Annotated in this window: 15 protein-coding genes; 8 read left to right on the top strand and 7 right to left on the bottom strand. The window is 54.7% G+C overall.

Translation table 11 applies throughout. The features are described 5' to 3' along the window. Positions 1-41: 41 nt before the first annotated feature. From U5A05_RS10310 to U5A05_RS10320, 3 genes are all read right to left on the bottom strand, one after another. A complete protein-coding gene (locus U5A05_RS10310; protein ID WP_321836273.1) occupies positions 42-3,152 on the bottom strand; it encodes an efflux RND transporter permease subunit in 3,111 nt (1,036 codons plus the stop codon). Then, positions 3,149-4,348 carry an efflux RND transporter periplasmic adaptor subunit gene (locus tag U5A05_RS10315; protein ID WP_321836274.1) on the bottom strand — a complete coding sequence of 400 codons (1,200 nt, stop codon included), beginning with the start codon at positions 4,346-4,348 and terminating at the stop codon, positions 3,149-3,151. The genes U5A05_RS10310 and U5A05_RS10315 overlap by 4 nt, the downstream gene beginning before the upstream one ends. A 121-nt stretch (positions 4,349-4,469) precedes the next feature. Then, positions 4,470-5,060 (bottom strand): TetR/AcrR family transcriptional regulator, encoded by a 591-nt coding sequence (locus U5A05_RS10320; protein WP_321836275.1) that lies wholly within the window; start codon positions 5,058-5,060, stop codon positions 4,470-4,472. Positions 5,061-5,351: 291 nt separating this feature from the next. On the opposite strand from U5A05_RS10320, the gene U5A05_RS10325 reads away from it, so the two are divergent. Further along, positions 5,352-6,398 (top strand): alpha/beta hydrolase family protein, encoded by a 1,047-nt coding sequence (locus tag U5A05_RS10325; RefSeq protein WP_321836276.1) that lies wholly within the window; start codon positions 5,352-5,354, stop codon positions 6,396-6,398. Positions 6,399-6,450: 52 nt separating this feature from the next. Here U5A05_RS10325 and U5A05_RS10330 read toward each other — a convergent pair whose 3' ends face one another. Then, complete coding sequence (locus tag U5A05_RS10330) at positions 6,451-7,026, bottom strand: NADPH-dependent FMN reductase (RefSeq protein WP_321836277.1); 576 nt, start codon at positions 7,024-7,026, stop codon at positions 6,451-6,453. Positions 7,027-7,482: 456 nt separating this feature from the next. On the opposite strand from U5A05_RS10330, the gene U5A05_RS10335 reads away from it, so the two are divergent. Next, entirely contained in the window at positions 7,483-8,043 is a 561-nt protein-coding gene (locus tag U5A05_RS10335) for a hypothetical protein (RefSeq protein ID WP_321836278.1), read from the top strand. A 132-nt stretch (positions 8,044-8,175) separates the two neighbouring features. Here the strand turns inward: U5A05_RS10335 and U5A05_RS10340 are convergent, their stop codons facing one another. Together U5A05_RS10340 and U5A05_RS10345 are read right to left on the bottom strand one after the other, a co-directional pair. Then, positions 8,176-8,673, bottom strand: a complete 498-nt coding sequence (locus U5A05_RS10340) for a hypothetical protein (RefSeq protein ID WP_261741992.1) — start codon at positions 8,671-8,673, stop codon at positions 8,176-8,178. Positions 8,674-8,978: 305 nt separating this feature from the next. After that, entirely contained in the window at positions 8,979-10,376 is a 1,398-nt protein-coding gene (locus U5A05_RS10345) for an MFS transporter (RefSeq protein ID WP_321836279.1), read from the bottom strand. A gap of 113 nt (positions 10,377-10,489) precedes the next feature. Between U5A05_RS10345 and U5A05_RS10350 the strand changes: the two genes are divergently transcribed. Beyond that, on the top strand, positions 10,490-11,362 hold the full coding sequence (locus U5A05_RS10350) for a LysR family transcriptional regulator (protein WP_261741994.1): 873 nt from the start codon (positions 10,490-10,492) through the stop codon (positions 11,360-11,362). A gap of 626 nt (positions 11,363-11,988) precedes the next feature. Here U5A05_RS10350 and U5A05_RS10355 read toward each other — a convergent pair. Then, on the bottom strand, positions 11,989-12,444 hold the full coding sequence (locus U5A05_RS10355) for a tautomerase family protein (protein ID WP_321836280.1): 456 nt from the start codon (positions 12,442-12,444) through the stop codon (positions 11,989-11,991). A gap of 96 nt (positions 12,445-12,540) precedes the next feature. Between U5A05_RS10355 and U5A05_RS10360 the strand changes: the two genes are divergently transcribed. The 5 genes from U5A05_RS10360 (at position 12,541) to tcuC (ending at position 20,181) form a co-directional block, all read left to right on the top strand. Further along, positions 12,541-13,500, top strand: a complete 960-nt coding sequence (locus U5A05_RS10360; RefSeq protein WP_321836281.1) for a GlxA family transcriptional regulator — start codon at positions 12,541-12,543, stop codon at positions 13,498-13,500. Positions 13,501-15,127: 1,627 nt separating this feature from the next. After that, on the top strand, positions 15,128-16,066 hold the full coding sequence (locus tag U5A05_RS10365) for a LysR family transcriptional regulator (protein WP_261742414.1): 939 nt from the start codon (positions 15,128-15,130) through the stop codon (positions 16,064-16,066). A gap of 167 nt (positions 16,067-16,233) precedes the next feature. Continuing rightward, positions 16,234-17,688: an FAD-dependent tricarballylate dehydrogenase TcuA gene (gene tcuA, locus U5A05_RS10370; protein WP_321836282.1), complete on the top strand. Its 1,455-nt coding sequence runs from the start codon at positions 16,234-16,236 to the stop codon at positions 17,686-17,688. Continuing rightward, a complete protein-coding gene (gene tcuB, locus U5A05_RS10375) occupies positions 17,675-18,832 on the top strand; it encodes a tricarballylate utilization 4Fe-4S protein TcuB (RefSeq protein ID WP_261741998.1) in 1,158 nt (385 codons plus the stop codon). Before tcuA ends, tcuB begins: the two co-directional genes overlap by 14 nt. Positions 18,833-18,879: 47 nt before the next feature. After that, a complete protein-coding gene (tcuC, locus tag U5A05_RS10380; RefSeq protein ID WP_321836283.1) occupies positions 18,880-20,181 on the top strand; it encodes an MFS transporter in 1,302 nt (433 codons plus the stop codon). The last annotated feature ends 233 nt before the right edge of the window (positions 20,182-20,414 follow it).

Consider the following 20,414-nt stretch of genomic DNA (forward strand, 5'->3'; position numbering starts at 1 on the left):
CTGCCAACTCCAGGTCGATGAAATACGCAAGTGGTCCATCGTTACACTAACGAATCATCTTCCTTGCGATCCATCTCGGTGACCGAGGTCAATCGGGTTAATTTTTGTGCGAGATACATGCGCAAGTCGTCCATATAAGTGAACACCACCGGAACGAATACCAGACTCAGGACAGTCGACGTGATCAGCCCCCCAATCACAGCAATCGCCATCGGCGCCCGAAAGCCGCTGTCGGCACCACTGCTGAGAACCGCGGGGACCATGCCGGCGGCCATGGCGATTGTCGTCATGATGATAGGGCGGGCACGCTCTGCTCCTGAACGCAGAAGTGAGTCTTTGCGCGAAACGCCTTCGCGGCGCTTTTCATTGGCGAACTCGACCAGAAGAATAGAGTTTTTCGTGACGATGCCCATTAACATCAAGATGCCGATGATCGCGGGAAGGTCGAGTGCTGCGCCATAGAGCAGCAGGCCTAGAATGGCGCCACCGATGGACAGAGGAAGCGCGACCAGGATAGTGATGGGCTGCAGAAAGTCCTTGAATAGCAACACGAGGACGGCATACACCATCAGGATGCCAAAACCCATGGCAACCCCAAACTTGTCGAACATCTCACTCATGTACTCGGCATCGCCATATTCAACACGGTGCACGCTCTCAGGCAGTGTCTGCAGTACAGGCAAGGTATTGATGCCGTCCAGGGCGTCGCCAAGGGTGACGCCAGAGCTCAGGTCCGCATCCACCGACACCCGTCGAAGACGGTCAAAACGCTCGATACGAGCGGGTCCATCCGCGAAGTCGAGTGTGGCGACGGCGTGAAGAGGAACGCTACTGCCATCGCCGGTTGGAATGTGCAGATTTCGAAGAATTTCCAGATCACTGCGTGAGCGCTCATCCAGTGCAACGCGAATAGGTATCTGGCGATCGGGCAGGTTGAATCGAGCAGAGCTTGCGTCAACTTCGCCGAGCGTGGCTATGCGAATCATATTTCCGATACTGGCAGCAGATATGCCCACAAGTGCCGCCTCGTGAAGGCGGGGCAGGATCAACAATTCCGGACGGGCAAGCGGCTCGTTGACTTGAGTATTGACGATGCCTGCGACGCCTCGCATTTGTCGCTTAAGTTCGTTCGCTGTCTCTGACAGCTCTTTGGGATCCGCGCTGAGCAGGATTATGGAAACATCACGTGTATCGCTGCCCCCCTGGAATGTGAATCGTATGTCATCGAACTGATTCAGGTCTTGCTGTAACGAGTGTTCGAACCCTTTTTGATCCAGCTCCCGTTCGCTCGGGGGCTTGAGGCGGACCAGAAGCATGCCCTTCGTGACATCATTCACACCCGCAGCATCCTGTCCTCCAGCTAACGTAAATACGGTAATCACTTCCTTGTGTTGGGCGATCTTGCTGCCGACTTCTCGCAGTTTTTGGTCGGTCTGAGTCAGTGGTACACCCGGTGTCATCTCGACGTTGACTTGTGTAAGGCTCAGATCGCTAACGGGCAGGAAGCCCGTAGGGAGCAAAGGAATCAAAAGAAGCGAGCCCAGAAGGAACGCTACCCCGGCTCCTAGTGCTGCACGGCGATGCTGAAGTGACCACTCCAACAATCTTAGATAGCGTGCCATCAACTTGCCTGGCTGGGCGTGCCTGGCATGAACAACTGACTCCACTCCAGACTTTGGCTGCATCAGATAGGCAGCGAGAAGCGGTGTTGCTAGTCTTGCGACCAGCATAGAGGCCAGCACGGCCACGGAAACCGTAATGCCGAACTGTGTGAAGTAGCGTCCAATGTAGCCGCCAATGAAACTGACCGGAAGAAACACCGCCACAATGGTAGCGGTGATGGCAACGACCGCGAAGCCTATCGCACTGGAAGCATCAATCGCGGCCCGGAACGGACGTTTGCCCATATCCAGATGGCGCTCAATGTTCTCAATTTCGACAATGGCATCATCGACCAGAATACCGATAACCAATGTCAAGGCCAGTAAGGTGATGCTGTTCAGGGTGTAGCCCAGCAACGCCATGGCGGCGAATGTAGGGAGAATCGACAGCGGTAGCGCAATGGCCGCGACCAAGGTGGCGCGCCAGTTGCGCAAGAAGAAGAACACCACGATGATCGTCAACCCTGCGCCTTCCAACAGGGTCATCATGGACATTTTGTAGCTTGAGCGGGTGTGGTCTACCGTGGAGGCGAACAGTTGGATCTTGAGATCGCCATAGCTCCGTTGCAGGCCAGCAATGGTGTCTTCAACGCCCTGAGCAACCACGGTATCGCTGGAACCTTTGGTGCGATAAACGGCAAAGCCGACAACTTCCCGGCCATTTAACCGGGCAAGTTCCCGGCTCTCGCTACTGGCGTCGCGCACGGTCGCAAGGTCGCCCAAGGTGGCCCACCGCGCCCCTGGTAGAGAAATTGGACGAGTCGCGAGCGCCTCTACGCTTGCGGCGCTACCCAGCGTTCTAATGGTTTGTTCGCGGCCGTAAAGAATGATGCGTCCGCCAGGTACATCCACATTGCTCTGCACCAATTGTGTGTTGACCTGTTCGGCGCTGATGCCTAGTGCTGCAAGACGATCCGGCTTGAGTTCAATCAGGATTTCACGGTTCACGCCTCCCATGCGCTGTACCCGCTGTACGCCGGGTGTCGTGAGCAATGCTCGGCTGACGGTATCGTCCACGAACCACGAAAGCTCCACGGTACTGCGCTCAGCGGAATCGACTGCGTAATAGAGGATCGCGCCGCCTTCTACATCTACTCGTGAAATGCGTGGTTCCAGTACGGCTGGCGGCAATTCAGCGCGCACCTCGGTGACGGCCTCACGCACGTCACTCGTTGCGCGATCGGGATCGACGCCGAGTTGAAATTCAACCGTGGTCAAAGAGGTGCCGTCGCTCAGCGTTGAACTCATATGCCGGATACCGGCAAGCCCGGCAATGGCATTTTCTACGCGGCGGGTGACAGCATTTTCCAACTCGCTCGACGCGGCTCCCGGCAGGGTGACAGCCACGGTGACGACGGGAAAGTCCACTCGCGGATTCGCGTTGATGGGTAAGTCGATAAATGCGCTTATGCCGACGACAGCCAGTAACAAGAACAGAACCAGCGTGGGAATGGGCTGGCGAATGGCCCAAGATGACATCTGGAAATTCACGGTGTTTCCTCGGTCAGATGTGCATCGGCGTCGGAGGTGGTCACAACATCTCCTTCGCGCACAAAAGCGGACGCATTTGCCACTACCCGCTCGCCCGCTTGCAAGCCCGAGGTGATTTCCAGTAAGGCACCGCTGCGCCGACCGGTTGTCACCATCCTGCGCACGATGATCCCCTTGTCATCGACCTGCATCACGGAGGCAAGATTGGTATCGATGACAGAAACCGCCCGAGCCGGCAAAGTCACGTCGAGCTTGCGTCGTTCCAGGCCTAGCGTTGCTTGAGCATAGGTGCCGACGCGAAGCAGTTGAGAGTCGCTCAACGCAATGCGCACGCGGCCGAGCCGGGATCTGGCATCAACCTTTGGGGCGACCAATCGAAGGGTTCCCTTCACGGGGGAAGTAATCCCGGTAATTTGAACGTGAAGCGTTTGTCCTGGTTCAATGTCGATCAGATCGGTTTCCGCCACCTCACCCTCGAATTCGATGAGCCCCTCTCTAATCAACCGGAACAGGGGATCGCCACCGCTCAACGAGCCTGCACGTGCCGTGCGCTCCGCGATAACGCCTGCAAAGGGCGCCTGGATGTCGGCCTTGCTCCGCTGGTGGCGAGCGTCGACCAGTTGCGCGAACGCTTGTTCAACTTCGGCGCGTGCTGCCCGAAGACTAGCCGCTGCAGTGAACGCTTGAGCACGACTCTGATCTACCTGCTGCTCACTGACCGCTCCGCTTCCGCTCAGCAGTTCGATGCGTTTGAAGCTGGCTTCTGACTCAGCTTTGACAGCTTCCTGCTGGGCGACTATTGCACAGGCACGCGCCCACACTGCTTTGGCTTGACGAACTTGCGCGTCCAGGCTTTGAGTTTCCAGCCTCGCCAGCAACTGACCAGCCTGGACACTGTCTCCTTCCTCTACTTTTACCTCTGCCACACGCTGCTCCGGCAAGGAGGAACTGATCGCAATTTCCTCGCGTGCAGCGAGCGTTCCATTCAGGAGCAAAGAGCTATCGAGCATCGCAGGGCCTGCCGTGACTGTGCTGACGCGCAGTGGAGGTATTACCGATGCCGCTGGTTCGTAGGAAGGCCAGAGGAGCCATGCTCCCAAGCTGACCAGCAGCAGGCTGACACCCGCCCAAAGCCACAAGCGGTGAGAGCGTGACGCACTAGCAAGGGCGAGGTTCGGGTTCATCGGAGTTTTCATTGAGGTAGTCCGAAAAAGCACGTCGCAATGACGGAGAGTAGGGCTTGACGCGCGCACCCGTGCCGCTCCAGCGTTTACTGGAGAAGGGGCGTCAAGCAGGCAGTGAACCTAGAGAAATGGCCTATTCAAGAAATCGTCTGATCATGCGCATCAGCGTTGGCGTATAGGTACTGAGCTCGAAGTCCGGATCCAGCACAGAGCGGGTGACTGCACCATCAATAAGGGCTATTAGCCAAGTGGCGGCAAACTTCGGCTCTAGGGTGGCATCGATCTGACCCTGGACGATGCCCCGTTGCAGAAGCGCGACCAGATCGTTTTTGATTGCTGCTTCGCTGGCAGCGAACAGCGTTGCTATTTCAGGGTTGCGCATGGATTCGGCGACCACCTCAACGCCGATCTTGGCGTAGACCGGATCGGCGCACTGCAGCAAGAGGCTGTTGACCAAGCGCTCAATCGCCACGATTGCATCGGGTTCTGCGGCAAGTTGGGCGAAGCGCTCGCTCATTTCGCGTCGATCTTCCTCCGCTATGGCCTCAATGATTGCCTGTTTACTGGGGAAGTAGTGAAACAGGTTGCCAGGGCTCATACCCGCAGCTGAACAGATCTGGTTGGTCGAAGTGCCGCGAAAGCCTTTCTCGGCGAAGCACACTACAGCTGCCTCGAGGATCTGGTGCAGCTTGGCCTGGTATTTATCAGGATCAACTTTTCTCATGTCATCTCCGCGGTGCAGGGCTGTATCTTTATTTACTAGATAGACTACTTAGTCTATTATTTGGCAGCTCCCACGCAGAGTCAAGCAATGCAGCAAAAGGATCTTTCTGTGAGCCGACAGGCGACATCCCATATTTGGCAAAGGCTCCATCTATTGCGGCCGCCCAACGCATGGTTGCCCATGGCAATACGCAGCCCTGGCGCGGCGTAACAAACCATAAGCCCGGCTTGATCCGGTACTGACAATTTGGCTCGATTGGCTGCAGTTCATGAAACCTGAAAGGTAGTGACTATGCATAAAGTAATCTGGATGAAGCGCTATCGCGGATGGTTGATTTCCATTGTTTGTCTCGTCATGGCTATCGCTTTTTTTGTTCTCTCGCGGCTTGATACTTATGGTCTGGATCGCAGAGTAAGCGAGCCTTTTTCATTCGAAGCCAATGGATTACTCCTGGCAGGTACGCTTTGGCTTCCCGATCAAGCTGCAATAGCGGCAGTCGTTCTGGTGCACGGGGATGGCCCACAAGATCGCACGTCGCAACAAGGTTACGACCCACTCATCAACGCTCTTTTGGATGCTGGCATTGCGGTTGTTTCGTGGGATAAGCCGGGTATTGGGGGGTCACAAGGAAATTGGCTCAGTCAGTCTATGACTGACCGCTATGTGAACGCGCGCAGCGCGGTCTCTACCCTGCGAAGCAAGCTGCAAGGCATCCCGGTAGGTGTGCTTGGATTTTCGCAAGCCGGTTGGGTATTACCTCGCCTTGGACCAACTGAAGCGGACTTTATTGTGCTTGTTGGAGGCGCCGTGTCCTGGCAGCGACAAGGAGACTATTACACCAGGACGCGGTTGCAACGCACAGGGATGTCAGAGCCAGATGTCGAACGTGTGATGGCGCAGATGGCGGCAGCCGACGAGCGTTTGTTTGCCTCTTCGCAGGTGCCACCAATTGCCCTGCTGGGCAGTATGAGTCCAGAGCGGTGGGCTTTTGTACGGCGAAATCTTCACCAGGATGCAACCCATGATTTGCAAGAGCTCAAGGTTCCAGTGCTTGCGTTGTGGGGCGCGGACGATCTGAATGTAAATTCGGAGGTCAACGCAGAGATCTACCGAAAGACTGCAGGAGGCAACCATCCCGCCAACCGGATTGACGTCATCCCGGATGCAACTCATGGGCTCCTGAAGACGGCTCCCTACAACACACAACTCACCAGCGAATGGCCCTGGTTCACTACGCTGAGGTTTCTGATGGAAAGTCGTCATGCCTACGCCCCAGGTGCCCTTGAAACGATAACCGAGTGGGTGCATGCAAGAGCTGGTGTGACTGAGGCGCGCTAGCAGGCGGATGTGTTACGCCGCCGAGCCTGCCGCTGGAACCCGTGCCGGAGCGTCAAAGATGTTGATTTTCGAGGCGGTGTTTAAAGGCTCCGAGCGCAGTACCAATCACTGGGCCCAGCACCGGATCGGCGGTAATGCTTTCGGCGCTCAAGCGGCTAGACAGGAGGTTAACGGTAATAGACGCCTCCTCGATGATACGAGCTGACATCGTCTCCAGGACCAGCCGCAATGCGGCTTGCGCGTGACTGGCTCTGGGCGATGCGTTGAAAAGCGCTACTGGCTTGCCTGGGAACTCTTCACTGCTCACGAGCCAATCGAGCATGTTCTTGAATGAGCCGGGAATGCCTCTAGCGTACTCGGGACATGAAATTAACAGCCCATCCGCCTGCCCAACAATTGAGCATAACTCTGCGACTGCCTCGGGGGGATCCTCGAGCAGATCCGGATTGAAGTGAGGCAATTTATCAATACCTTCGTAATGAATGAGCAATACCCCTTCGGGGCATAGACGCTCAGCCGCACGTAGCAAAATCGAGTTGGAGGAGGCCTGGCGCAGACTCCCCGAGACCGCAAGCAAACGCACCATTTCAACACCCATATTGATTCGGAAGTTGGTGAATTTTCGCACGAACTGAGCTTCGTGCTCCATTGCAAAAGGTTAGGTATTCAGTCGATTGCGCATGATGGGGAATTACGCTCAACCTGACCACCCGTTTGCATTGCACTTACCCACCCATTGCATTCGACTTGACCAATCCTTTGCATTGGATTTGACCAGCGGACTGGGTGGCCATAACAGGCAGCAGTCGACCCACTACTGAGGTCGTCGACAGGCAGAAATCGGCCAATAGGAGCTGCTGGACAGCTTGGGCAGGTGTTGTCGTTCTGCGTTTGCCTTCAACGTTCGCGGGTTCGCACTGGGTTGGGGTAAAGAAAGCATGGCGGCGGCCTTTTCTCTCTCCCGAAGTGTCGCGCGTACAGTCTGCCCTGTTATGCTGATTCAGCCGTCCAGCGTGTAGATAAGATGCTATACGGCGTTAAGTGACAGGTATGTTGGCTAATTGATAGTTAGGGAAAACTGAGTATGCGTCGCTTAAAAGCCAACGGGTTTGTGTTTGTCAGCATTGCGATACTCTGTTGCGGCTGCACATCTTATTCGTCCCAGCCGACAATCAACGAACCCGTTGAACCCGAAACACAAGAAATCATCTCCAGCTTCAGTTACGCAATAAACTCCCCATGGAAAGACAGTCGCTTCGGCAAGGACGCATACTCAGCGACACTCAACGTTATTCCCGATGCACAGGATAAGAGCTCCAGCCTTGCCGCCCCGAGCCTGCCGGCATTAGAAATAAAGATCTCGGAGTTTTCATCTGGCGGCGCTTGCGGACAAGATTACTTGACGGGTCTGAGTCTGGGTTTGATCCCCAGTTGGTGTACGCGGACAAACCTTTTCAAGTTTGATTTTATATTGAATAAGGACCAGCGCTTTTGCAGGCAGAAAACCTACTCGATAAACTCCACGTCGTTTTCACATCTCACGATGATTCCGTTTGCACTCTTCAATACGGGCAATCAGCCATTGACGCTCTATCAGGCGGCGCTTAAAGATTTTCTTCGCAGAGGTCAATGTGCGACGCGTTGAGAGGCTGCTTTTGGCCGATTTCTGCCTGTCGCGAAGGGCAGAAATCGATCCATTGCAGTCGATGACGAGCGTTAAGCTAAGGGGGGCTGCTTCTCCCTCCTTAAGGAGCGAAGCGAACGGCTTTAACCATTATTAGGTGTTTCCAAATAGTTGGCTGTATAACTCATGTATGGTTTTCAATTCAACGAAACTGCCCTTGTTCAATATGCGGATATTCGGCCTTTCTGATTTTAAACCGGCGGCATTACCTTTTGTGTGTTTGGCGGTTTTTAGACTCTCTAGACTGGCTAGTGGTTGGCCAGGGCAAGCGCCAAAATAATAATATGGTCCAAGTTCAAGTGTTTCATTATTGAAGTAAACTAAAACTACGCAGCCAGACGGTTTCTTTGCCAGCGAAATATGGATTTTATGTGTTGCCGTCTTCGACCCAATAAATGTGGCTTTGAGTTGAATGTGTCTAATTATGCCATTTGCTTCGGCAATGATATCGTAGCCAGATCTGTCGACCTCGGGTTTAGATATTTCAAGACTGAAGTCTTTGGCTTTCCATGAAAATTTCAATAACTCACCAATAAGCAAATGCTCGATTAGCTTTTCACGGTATGAAGAGTGCAGCGAGTGTTCAGTCATGTTTGGTTGCCTGCGATCGAATAGGGCCAAATGGTTAAGCTAAAGGTTCGGCTTCTCCGGTTCCAGCAATCGGAGAGGGCGACTTGAGAGGCCGTGTGTAGCCTCCTCGTACGAATCTCCTTAAGCTACAGGTCAATACGCCGCCCCATCAACGCTAACTGACCGCTTATGGCCGATAAGAGTCATTCGCTGACGGACGTTTTCGGCCAACAGCAGCCGTTCAGCCTAAAATTCAGCGTGTCCGCTTACAGGCCAACATAAGTCATTGCTATTAACACGGAATCGCACACCTGAGGACTCCAGCTTTATCTGTCAGGGGCAAAAATCTTCGGAGTGGTCTCAATGTGCCCGGGCCGTGGTACTCGTATTCCATACAGGCACACAACGCTACCGAGCAGCAGGAGCGCCGCAGCGGTCATGATGGAAAGATGCATTCCGTGCATGAATGCTTCAGGGTGAGTATCGCGCACAAAAAAACCGAATACCGCCACGCCTAACATCCCGCCGACCTGCCTCGCAGAGTTCAGTATTCCCGATGCGATACCGGAGCGTGAGGCATCCACGGATGACAGTGTGATGTTTGTCATGGTTGGTACCATGACGGCAATGCCACTTGCGGCAATCAGCATTGGCACGACCAGCATCCAGTACGAACCGTCTATGCTGACCGGCAGCAGAAGCAGATAGCCTGACGCGGCGATTAACATGCCAACAATCATGAGTTTCTTTGGGCCGACACGGTTGAGCAGCCGGCCTGCCAGGATGTTCACTCCCATTAGAACAACTGTCATGGGCAAAAAAGCGAGGCCGGTCCATTGAGCCGACAACTGCTGCTCTATCTGAAAGAAGAGACTAAAAACAAAGATCAAACCATAGTAGGCAAAATTCACGACGACGCCGGCTGCTGACGCTGCAGAGAACGTAGCCGTTCGAAAAAGTGCCAGTGGGAGCATTGGCTCTGTGCTCCGTGACTCCAACCAGAGAAAGGCCAGGGTGGCAACAACGCAAAGCAGCATCGCACCATAAACCAGAGGGTGATGCCATCCTAACCGGGCTGCTTCGGTGAGGCTCACAGTCAAAGCTATCAACGCCAGAATAGCCACCAATTGGCCTGGAAGATCAATACTGCGACCATGAGTCGATACGACGGCAACCGCATGACGAAAAGTGAGAGCTACGCCCACGACGCCGATCGGTAGGTTAATCAGGAAAATGCTGCGCCAACCTACATGCGTTACCAGCAGGCCGCCCAAGACTGGCCCTGCGGCAAGCGCAATTCCTCCCGCCGCGCCCCACCAGCCCACAGCACGGTTTCTCTGCTCAGTATTCGGGAACGCCTGGCGCAGCATCGCCAGCGAATTGGGCACCAGCAATGCGGCGCCAATACCCTGTGCTACGCGTGCGGCCACGAGAAACGGCAGCGAGTTGGCGATTCCACACCCGATTGATGCCAGCGTGAAGACTGCGAATCCTACAGTGAAGATTCGTTTTGCGCCGAAGCGGTCGCCTAAAGCTCCCGTTGTGAGGAGGAGCGACGCGAACGCGAGCGTATACGCATTGACAACCCATTGCAGGCCCGCCACGCCAGTATCGAAGCGGCTTCGCAAAGCATCAAGCGCGACGTTGACGACGCTGACATCAAGTAAAACGACAACAAAGCCCAATCCTGCGGCAGCGAGGGTGCCGCACTGATTGCGGCTCATGGACATGCTCATATGGAATAAACCTTATCGGTTGAAGACGTTCCGATATTAGGCATGTTGGCTTTGTGCGAATATTCCATATAACTGCAAGCCATCCTTGAGAAAATGCACAGATGTTCGATTGGGAAAATATTCGTCATTTCCTGGCTGTCGCCCGCATCGGTACGTTGTCGGGGGCTGCTCGCATGCTGAAGGTTGATCACGCGACGGTGAGCCGACGCTTGAGTGCACTGGAGGACCAGATGAAGACCCGCTTGGTTGAACGTCTCCCCAGGGCGTGCAAGCTCACCCCCGTTGGTCAACGGGTGTTTGAATTGGCGCAGGGAATGGAAGAAGACGCTTACGCGATTGAGCGATACCTGGATGCCAGCCGTTCACCGCTGAGCGGCAAGGTCACGCTGAGCGCACCGCCTGTGCTAGTGGCCAATTTTTTGGTGAAGCATCTGGCGGACTTCCGACTTGCACACCCCGGCGTAAAACTGTCTGTTTCTGCCCAGGCGCGGCAGGTTTCTCTTAGTCGAAGGGAGGCAGATATCGCCTTAAGGCTGGTTCGGCCCGAGGAAGTCACCAGCGTGGTACGCAAGCTGGGGCGTATGTCGTTCGACCTTTACGCGAGCAGAGACTATCCGCACCTGCACAATCCATCTGCCTGGGAGTTCATTGCCTACGATGCCGGATTCGCGGACATGCCACAGCAGAAGTGGTTGATGAGCATTGCAAGGGGTAGACCCATTGCTTGCGAAATCAGCGATATCAATGGTCATCTGGCAGCAACTCAAGCAGGCGCCGGCGTGTCTGGCCTACCGTGCTTCCTGGCAGATACCGATGCCAAGCTGCAACGCGTCGCATACGATGGCGAACAGTTTTCGCGAGAGATCTGGATGGCCGTTCATCGGGACCTCCGCCGTTCGCCGCAAGTACGGGCAGTCATGGATTTTCTGCTGAAAATTGTGACGGAAAATTCCGCCTTCACGATAAGCAGCTAGAACGCGGATGTCTGGGTTACCGCTTGCGCTCGACAGAATCGACTGGCTGTCTATCGCCGATAGCCCATGTCGAGGCGATCCAGTTCATATCACTAAATGTCTGTTCCCGCGCGGAAAGCCGTCAGTCAGAGCTGCGTGCTGGTCGGCGGCTACGGGTCGATTTCTTCCGGTCAAGGCCCACCCCGTGGGCTGGTCAGATTCCATGCAAACAACTGGTCAAGTCGAATGCAAATGGCTGGTCAAGTCCATGCAATTACGCACATGAGGTGATGGGCCTCCAGGCGCACCATTTTGCTGAAATAAAGAGGAAGTATTTATCGGCAGGACGCCGGAGCGATTAACTCACACGCCTACGGGCATACAGCTTCATTGAATCGAGACCGACAAGCTCGCGCAAACTTGGCTGACGCTGTTGCCTCCAGGTTCAGCAAGACTGGATACAGTTGCATAGGATCATTGGACTGGTTAAAAGTGGATTTGCTGCCAATTTTGACCTGCTTCCTGGCTGAAATAACAAGAACCTGTGGCTCGATAGCTGTCCTTTGTGACTGGCAGCTATCGACCCTGATGCGGCAACTCGAGCTGGCGCTCTGCATGTCGTACCAGATCAATGAATCTTTGCTGTATTACTCCCCCCTCAGTCCCTGCAGATGTCGGTACCCGGCCGCCTGAGCGAAATCGATCAAAGACCAGATTGCCCCGTTGGCTCCCCAAAACCCATCGTTGATCTCTTCAAGGATGATCGACGTCATGATGACTCTGTGGTCGTTAGTTTCTTTAGACCGGCTTACCGCTTGATGCAGGCGCTGGACGTAGTCGTCTCGCATGGCCTTGCTAAGTACTCCACTGGGGATTTTGACCTGGATGATGCAAGGAATGGCTTGAGCGCTGACATCCACCCCACCACATTTCCAGGAACCGCTAGGCACTTCTTCAATTAGCGTCCAGCACAAGCTCCGTTGACGTGGATCGCTGCCCATTTGCTCGACCTCGACTGCTTCTTTCGTAATCGCTTCGCTAAGCAGTGCCTGTTGTTCGTAAGTAAATGAACCTTGAGGCACTTTGATCAGAATATTGGGCATACAGATTAACGCTCAATGAAATGGAGTCGTTATTGAGCCAGCACTGAAGCGTCGCAGCCAGCGACCGAATTGACATCTTTCGTGCATAATCAGCCAATGAATGATTTCAAAATTGTGGTAGTTGAGGGCGCCTTTGCCTCCAGTGTCGCACTGACCCTGGATATCCTTTCGACGGCAGCGATCCTCGCCAAGCGATTGGGCATTGCCGCCCCACGTTGGCAAGTCTGTGGACTGAGTACGGATCGCGTTCCGCTCGGCCAAGGCATGCACATTTTTCTTCAGCCTTTGGTTACCGACGCTGATGACCGCTCATGCTGGATCATTCCGGGCATCGGCATAGCGGACGTAGCCTTGATTGAGCAGCGGTTGCAACAGCCGGACATTACATCGCTGGTGCCGGCATTACAGGCTCATATAAGGGCTGGGGGTACCGTAGCTGCCTCATGTTCTGCAGTATTCGTGTTGCAGGCTGCGAATGTGCTCGTTGGGCGCTGTGTTACCACTTGCTGGTGGATGGCACCCTTGCTCCAGCAGTGGGCGTCGGAGTGCCAGGTAGATGCTGATCGCATGGTCATCTCTGATCCCCCGTTGCTTACCGCAGGCGCAGCGTTAGGTCACAGCGATTTGATGCTGCAACTTCTGCGCAGTTATTTTTCCCCGGCGCTGGCAGATGCCGTTGCACGAACGCTACTGATAGACGCCCGACAGTTGCAATCGCCCCTCATGGTCCCGGCAATGATGGCTCAGGGAAATGAACTGATCGCAAAGCTGACGGCTCATATCGAAGCCTCGCTACCCGCGACCATTAGCGTGAGTACACTTGCATTCGACTTTGGCTTGTCAGAGCGAACGTTATCTCGACACATACACAAGGCTACCGGCTATAGCCCGTTACGGCTGATCCAGCGTGTCCAGGCCAATAAGGCCCGTGAGTTGCTGGCAAACAGTAAATACTCGGTCGATACTATTGCCGAGCGCGTCGGATACCGGGATGCCACATCTTTGCGGCGATTGATGAAGAAAATGCTTAATGCCACACCTCGGCAATTGCGTTAAGTCGACAAAGCAGTCGCCCAATAAGCAGTGAGCCTGTGGCACTTGCCAGGTGAGGAGTGGGGCTACCAGCTCCCAGTGCTGATGGGCGCGTCAAACATCGTCGATGTGTGTGAGTTGACCTCTGAAAGAAATCGGACCCTGAGTATCACTTCGCTGGGCAGTGACATGCGCTTTCGAGTTCACGTTATAGTTGTTCTTGATACTGGTTTGTTTAAAAGGATTTTGATAGTGATATGTCGATGTAATAAATTTGTTTTAAGGGGCCAACAGTGGAGATGTTGTTTGTGTCTATGAATAAGCGGCTGGTAATAATCCGAAGAGATACAGGTTGTAGTGTCTCTTCGGAATCCGCTGGTTATGCCGTAGTGCTTAGCATAGTCCAAAGAGCATCACAGTGAGGAGTACACTACCGTTTAGGTATATCGTTGCTTTAAGGCCGGTAGGCATAAATGTACCGCATGTTTCTGCGCAAACTTTTAACTGGCCACTGATCGGGATTGAAATCGGTGAATTTACACAGTAGTCACCGAAAACCGGGAGGGTAAAGCAGATTTTGTTGGTTGCCTGATTATAGCTAGCCCCAACACAGACTGACATCCTCAGCGCTAGCACACCCTCAAATGTCGGGGGGGAATCAGCCGTAACGCCGAACCCGACAGTCGTGTAATCAGGGATATGTTCGCTGGATGCTAATTTGTTATGTTCCTTGCAAGTGCAGTCGCTCATCACAATAGCCTCATCCTGAGTATTTGTTGGTGATTACCAACAGGGCTTAACTTAGCCCTGAGATGGTAAGTTCGCAAGTTATCCTGGGCCAGGTTTGATATCGAATCGAGATTGTGGATTTTCCGTATTGGTTATTTTGATATAAGAGGTGTTTGTAGCGTTTTTTTTGTTTTTTAATTGCCTTTTGTTGTAGGGAATATAGATGAATGCTTTAAAAAATATTTCGATTTTTATCTGTTTGGTATTGCTGTCTTACAGTACCTGTGGGCCCCGTAGAGACCAACTTGACCCAGCGAATGCTCATTGAATTATCGGAATCACCGGCGACGGCGATCAAGGACTGATCGCGCTTCAGGTCTACATCAGAGAGACTTCAGGTACCCACTAAATGAGTCGCCCACAAACGGTGTCAACACCCAGCTATCAGGGCCGGTGTTGGGTCGTAGGGAAGGGCGGCCGTCGTGTTTCCTCTGATAATGAGGAAAGCCTGGCAGGCACAATAAAACCCGCCTGCTGGGGACGGGTCACAACTGAGAGGGGAGCCTCATCTGAGTTTGGAGTTCGGTCAGAAGCAGCCTTTCAGGATTGTCCACTTCGGCCCATAGTTGACGGTGGCGATAGGGCAGAGTCGGGCATTGTAATATCCCCCGCCTATGAGAAATGACTGGAATTGAGTGAGGCACCGTCACGTCGAGGAGAGGGGCGCACCTGGAAGAGGCCATTAGGCACTGGGCCAGCTGCCTAATGTGCGGCATCACGCCACCCGCCGATATTCACGTCGCTGCCCAAGGCTTTCGCCTGAACTTGAGCAGCAAGGAACAGCTGTTATCAGGTTTTGTCGTTGCGTATTTGCGTGACAACATTCAAGTTTCGATTAGCCTTTTTGCGGGAAGCGACAGCATTGGAATTAAGACAACTACGTTATTTCGTAAAAATCATTGAGCATGGCAGTCTAGGGCGGGCGGCACTCGAGTTGGACGTGGGCGTGTCGGCCCTCAGTCAGCAGATTTCCAAGCTCGAAAGCGAGTTGTGCACCCGCCTCTTGAATCGCACCACTACGGGCGTAACGCCTACCAGCGCTGGATTTGCATTTTTACACCATGCCCAGCTGACCCTGCGCCAAGCAGAGAACGCCATCATGGCAGCCCATCGCGGGCGCATGAGTGGCTATGTCAGTGTCGGCCTGCCACCTACTACCGCGACGGTGCTCGCTCTGCCATTGATCAACGCCATGCGTAGCCGTTATCCGGATATCCAACTCCATTTGGTGGAAATGCTCTCCGGACACTTGGCAGGCCAGTTAAACGCCAGGCAGATTGACCTGGCAATTCTGTTCCAGCTCGAAGGAGGTAAACGTTGGAGCGTAACTCCCTTGCTGGATGAAAAGCTGTTTGTTATCTCCTCGCCAAAACTACCGCAAGCGCCTCGTGGTGACAGTGTGCAGCTAGCCGACCTAGGCGGCTTGCCGCTAGTGATGCCCAGTGCCCAGCATGGTTTACGTTCGGCATTGATGAGCGCATTCGAGCGGGTCGGATTAACCCCCAATGTCATCATGGAAGTGGATGGTCTCGCGGTACTGATGAACGCCGTGCGCGCCGGTCATGCTGCAACGATACAACCCGGGGCAGCAGCTGCATTGAAGGACGAGTCAGGACTTTCACTGGTTAAAATTACCGATCCACATGTGGGGCGGCGCAATCTGCTGGCGACGTTGGCTGATGACGAACTGTCTCCAGCGGCATTGGCAACCCGGCTGGTTATCGTCGATGTCGCACGTCAACTGGTTATCGACAAACAGTGGCCAGGCGCAACCTGGATTGAAGAGTTAGACGTGCAATAGCGTGCGCTCAATCACGGCCGTATGTGCTTCGGAAGGACTCAAAGTGTTTAGGGAAACTAAACACCCCGTGTCAAAAGCAGCCTTTCGACTATCGGGCTCCCTCTCTATCGTTCCCCTACACGCAAGGAGCAGTTCGTTCCAGCCTCCTTGCAGATCGAGGAGCGATGATGATCGATGTCTTAATTATAGGGGGCGGCAACGCAGCCTTATGCGCCGCTCTGATGGCGAGAGAAGCTGGCGCCAGCGTGATGCTGCTGGAAGCCTCTCCGAAAATCTGGCGCGGTGGAAACTCCCAGCACACGCGTAACCTGCGGTGCATGCACGACCAGCCGCAGGATGTATTGATCGACGCCTATCCGGAAGAGGAATACTGGCAAGACCTGTTGAAGGTCACCGGCGGTCTTACTGATGAGAAGCTTGCACGCATTGCCATTCGGGCATCCTCTTCTTGCCGCGACTGGATGCGCTCACATGGGGTGCATTTTCAGCCACCTCTGTCAGGTGCGCTGCACGTGGCCCGTACCAATGCTTTCTTCATGGGTGGCGGCAAGGCGCTGGTGAATGCGTACTTCCGCAGCGCCGAACGGTTGGGTGTGAAAATCCGCTACAACGCCCAGGTCACCGACATTGAATTGGACGATGGAAAGTTCGTTGCGGCCCACATTGGCGAGCATCAAGTCGACGGTCAGCGCGTAGCCGCAGAGCGTATTGAAGCCCGGGCCTGCGTGTTGGCTGCTGGTGGTTTCGAATCCAATCGTGAGTGGTTACGCGAAGCCTGGGGCCAGAACGAGCGCGGTGAATGGCCAGCTGACAACTTCCTGATTCGCGGCACCCGATTCAACACCGGTATTTTGCTGCGGCGCATGCTTGATCTTGGCGCTGACGTGATCGGCGATCCGACGCAAGCACACATGGTCGCAATCGATGCCCGCGCGCCACTCTACGACGGCGGTATCTGTACGCGAATCGACTGCGTATCACTGGGCGTAGTGGTCAATCGCGACGGCGAACGTTTCTACGACGAAGGTGAGGATTTCTGGCCTAAACGCTATGCGATCTGGGGGCGCCTGGTCGCCGGACAACCAGGGCAGCAGGCCTACTCGATCATCGATCAACAAGCCATCGGGCGCTTCATGCCTCCCGTCTTTCCAGGGACTACCGCGAATACCCTGCAAGAACTCGCCCGTCTATTGAAGCTACCCGAAGATCAATTCGTAAGGACCGTAGAGGGTTACAACAACGCCTGCCGCGTCGGTACGTTCGATCACACGGTACTGGACGACTGTCACACCCACGGATTGACCCCGGCCAAAACTCATTGGGCGCGGCCATTGGTGAAACCGCCTTTCTACGCGTACCCGCTGAAACCCGGTGTCACGTTCACCTACCTCGGCCTCGCCACCGACGAAACCGCCGCCGTGCACTTCAACGGACAGGCGAGCCCCAACCTGTTCGTAGCCGGAGAAATGATGGCCGGCAATGTACTGGGCAAGGGCTACACCGCAGGTATCGGCATGGCCATCGGTACAGCGTTCGGCCGTATAGCCGGTGCACAAGCGGCCGCCGCTGTGGGCTTTGACGCTTCATCAGTGAATACGGAGTCCTCACATGCAACTGTTTGATCCCAAAGCTTCGGGCGACTTGATCCCGGTGCTCAATCTTGACGAAAGTGAAGTCGAGAGGCAGATGACCATCTGCAATGCCTGTCGTTATTGCGAAGGTTTCTGCGCGGTATTTCCGGCAATGACCCGGCGCCTGGAGTTCAATCAGGCGGACATCCATTACCTGGCGAACCTTTGCCACAACTGCGGTGCGTGCTTGCACGCCTGTCAGTACTCCGCCCCCCATGAATTCGAGGTCAATGTACCGAAGGCAATGGCCAAGGTGCGCCTTGATACTTACGCCGAATACGCATGGCCACGGGTGATGGGCAAGTTGTATCAGCGAAACGGTATGACTCTGGCGCTGGCTTCGGGAGCAGGGCTGGCATTGTTTCTATGTCTCACCCTGTTGATCATGGGAAACCTCTTCGTGACGATTCCGGGAGGTAACTTCTACAAAATTTTCCCGCACAACACCCTGGCGTTGATGTTCGGCGCGGTGTTCGGCTTTTCGGTACTCGCGCTAACCATTGGAGTGCGACGCTTTTGGCGCAACGTCTCACCAGTGGCAGCGTCTCTGCCAGTAAGAGCGTCCGCGGCACTGGAAGCTACGGCCAACGTCGCGAAACTCAAATATCTGGACGGTGGCCACGGTAAGGGCTGCAACAACGCCGACGATCAATTCACCCTCTGGCGTCGTCGCTTCCACCATCTCACCTTCTACGGTTTCATGCTGTGCTTCGCCGCCACGGGTGTGGCCACGCTTTTTCACTATTTGCTGAACTGGTCGGCCCCTTATCCGATCTTCAGCTTGCCGGTGATGCTGGGCATTGTCGGTGGTATCGGTTTGCTGATCGGCCCGGCAGGTCTGCTCTGGCTGAACCTGCGTCGCAACCCCGCGCACGGTGACGAGAATCAGAAACCTATGGATCGCGGTTTCATCGCGTTGCTGTTTTTGGTTAGCGCAAGCGGCCTGGCGCTTTTGGCGCTTCGAGAAACCAGCGCCTTGGGCTTGATGCTGGCTATTCATCTCGGTCTGGTCATGGCGTTTTTCCTGACCATGCCCTACAGCAAGTTCGCCCATGGAATCTTCCGCAGCGCAGCGCTGCTCAAACACGCCATCGAGAAACGCCAACCCAACCCGGTCGTTGCCGGCAACGACTAACAGCTTAAACACTCATTCCAAAAACAATAGTGAGCATAACGGCAGCCATGATGAAAACTACTACGGCCACAACCCGCGCCAAGGGGTCCAAGCTAGGGGCCATTTTTCGGGTCACCAGCGGTAACTTCCTGGAACAGTTCGATTTCTTTCTCTTCGGGTTCTACGCAACTTACATCTCCCAGACCTTCTTTCCAGCCACCAGCGAATTTGCTTCGCTAATGATGACCTTTGCTGTGTTCGGCTCTGGATTCCTGATGCGTCCGTTGGGAGCAATCGTACTGGGTGCGTACATCGACAAGGTTGGCCGTCGTAAGGGGCTGATCGTGACGCTGTCAATTATGGCCGCTGGTACGGTGTTGATCGCCCTGGTGCCTGGCTACGCCAGCATCGGTGTAGCGGCACCGATTCTGGTGTTGCTGGGCAGGCTGCTGCAAGGCTTCTCCGCCGGGGCAGAGATGGGCGGTGTTTCCGTTTATCTTGCGGAAATTGCGACACCCGGCCACACCGGTTTCTACACCAGTTGGCAATCGGCAAGTCAGCAGGTTGCAATCGTCGTCGCGGCCGCGCTGGGATACACCATCAACGCTACGATGCAGGCCGCTGAAATCGCCGACTGGGGCTGGCGCATTCCTTTTTTCATTGGCTGCGTCATTATCCCGTTCATTTTCATTATCCGGCGCTCACTTGAAGAAACTGCGGCATTCACCGCACGCCTGCACCGTCCAACGACTCGTGAAGTTTTTCGCTCGATGCGTGACAACTGGCGCACCGTACTTGCGGGTGGATTGCTAGCCTCCATGACCACCACCACGTTCTACTTGATTACGGTCTATACCCCCACGTTTGGTAGAACTGTGCTGAACCTGAGCACCACCGATAGCCTGGTGGTCACGTTGCTGGTTGGCGTCAGTAACTTTTTCTGGTTACCAATAGGTGGCGCGCTTTCCGATCGCATAGGCCGTCGCCCGCTGCTTCTCGCGATCTCCTTGTTGTGCATCTTTACCTCCTATCCCGCTATGCATTGGCTGGCAGAGGCGGCTAGCTTCGAGCGATTGCTTGCCGTCCTGCTGTACTTCTCGTTCTTTTTCGGTATTTACAATGGCGCTATGGTCGCAGCATTAACTGAGGTGATGCCTCAGAACGTACGTGTGGTTGGCTTCTCGCTGGCGTTCAGTCTGGCAACTGCTGTGTTTGGCGGTTTCACCCCGGCAATCTCGACCCTGCTTGTCCAGGCCACAGGGGATAAAGCATCGCCAGCTTACTGGCTTATGTTCGCGGCGATGCGCGGGTTTACGGCGACAACGGTTCTCTATCGCAAGCAAAAAACATTAGCGGTTAAACTCGTCTAGTTCCCGCTCGATAGCCGTCGCTACTACTCGGTAGCGACGGTGCGTGAGTAGCGGCCGCAGCACCCAATCAGCCAGAGTTTCGGAAAGGAATATCGCTACAGCCCAAGGCTTTCTTGAATTTACCTACCGGGTTGCAAATTCGCCCACATCGGTTCGATTCCGGCTCCGTCCTCCACATTCAAAAGCCCCGTAGATCAAGGTCTACGGGCTTTTTTATTGCCTGCGATTTGACG

The organism is Pseudomonas kulmbachensis (genome assembly GCF_963681935.1).
GTDB lineage: Bacteria > Pseudomonadota > Gammaproteobacteria > Pseudomonadales > Pseudomonadaceae > Aquipseudomonas > Aquipseudomonas kulmbachensis.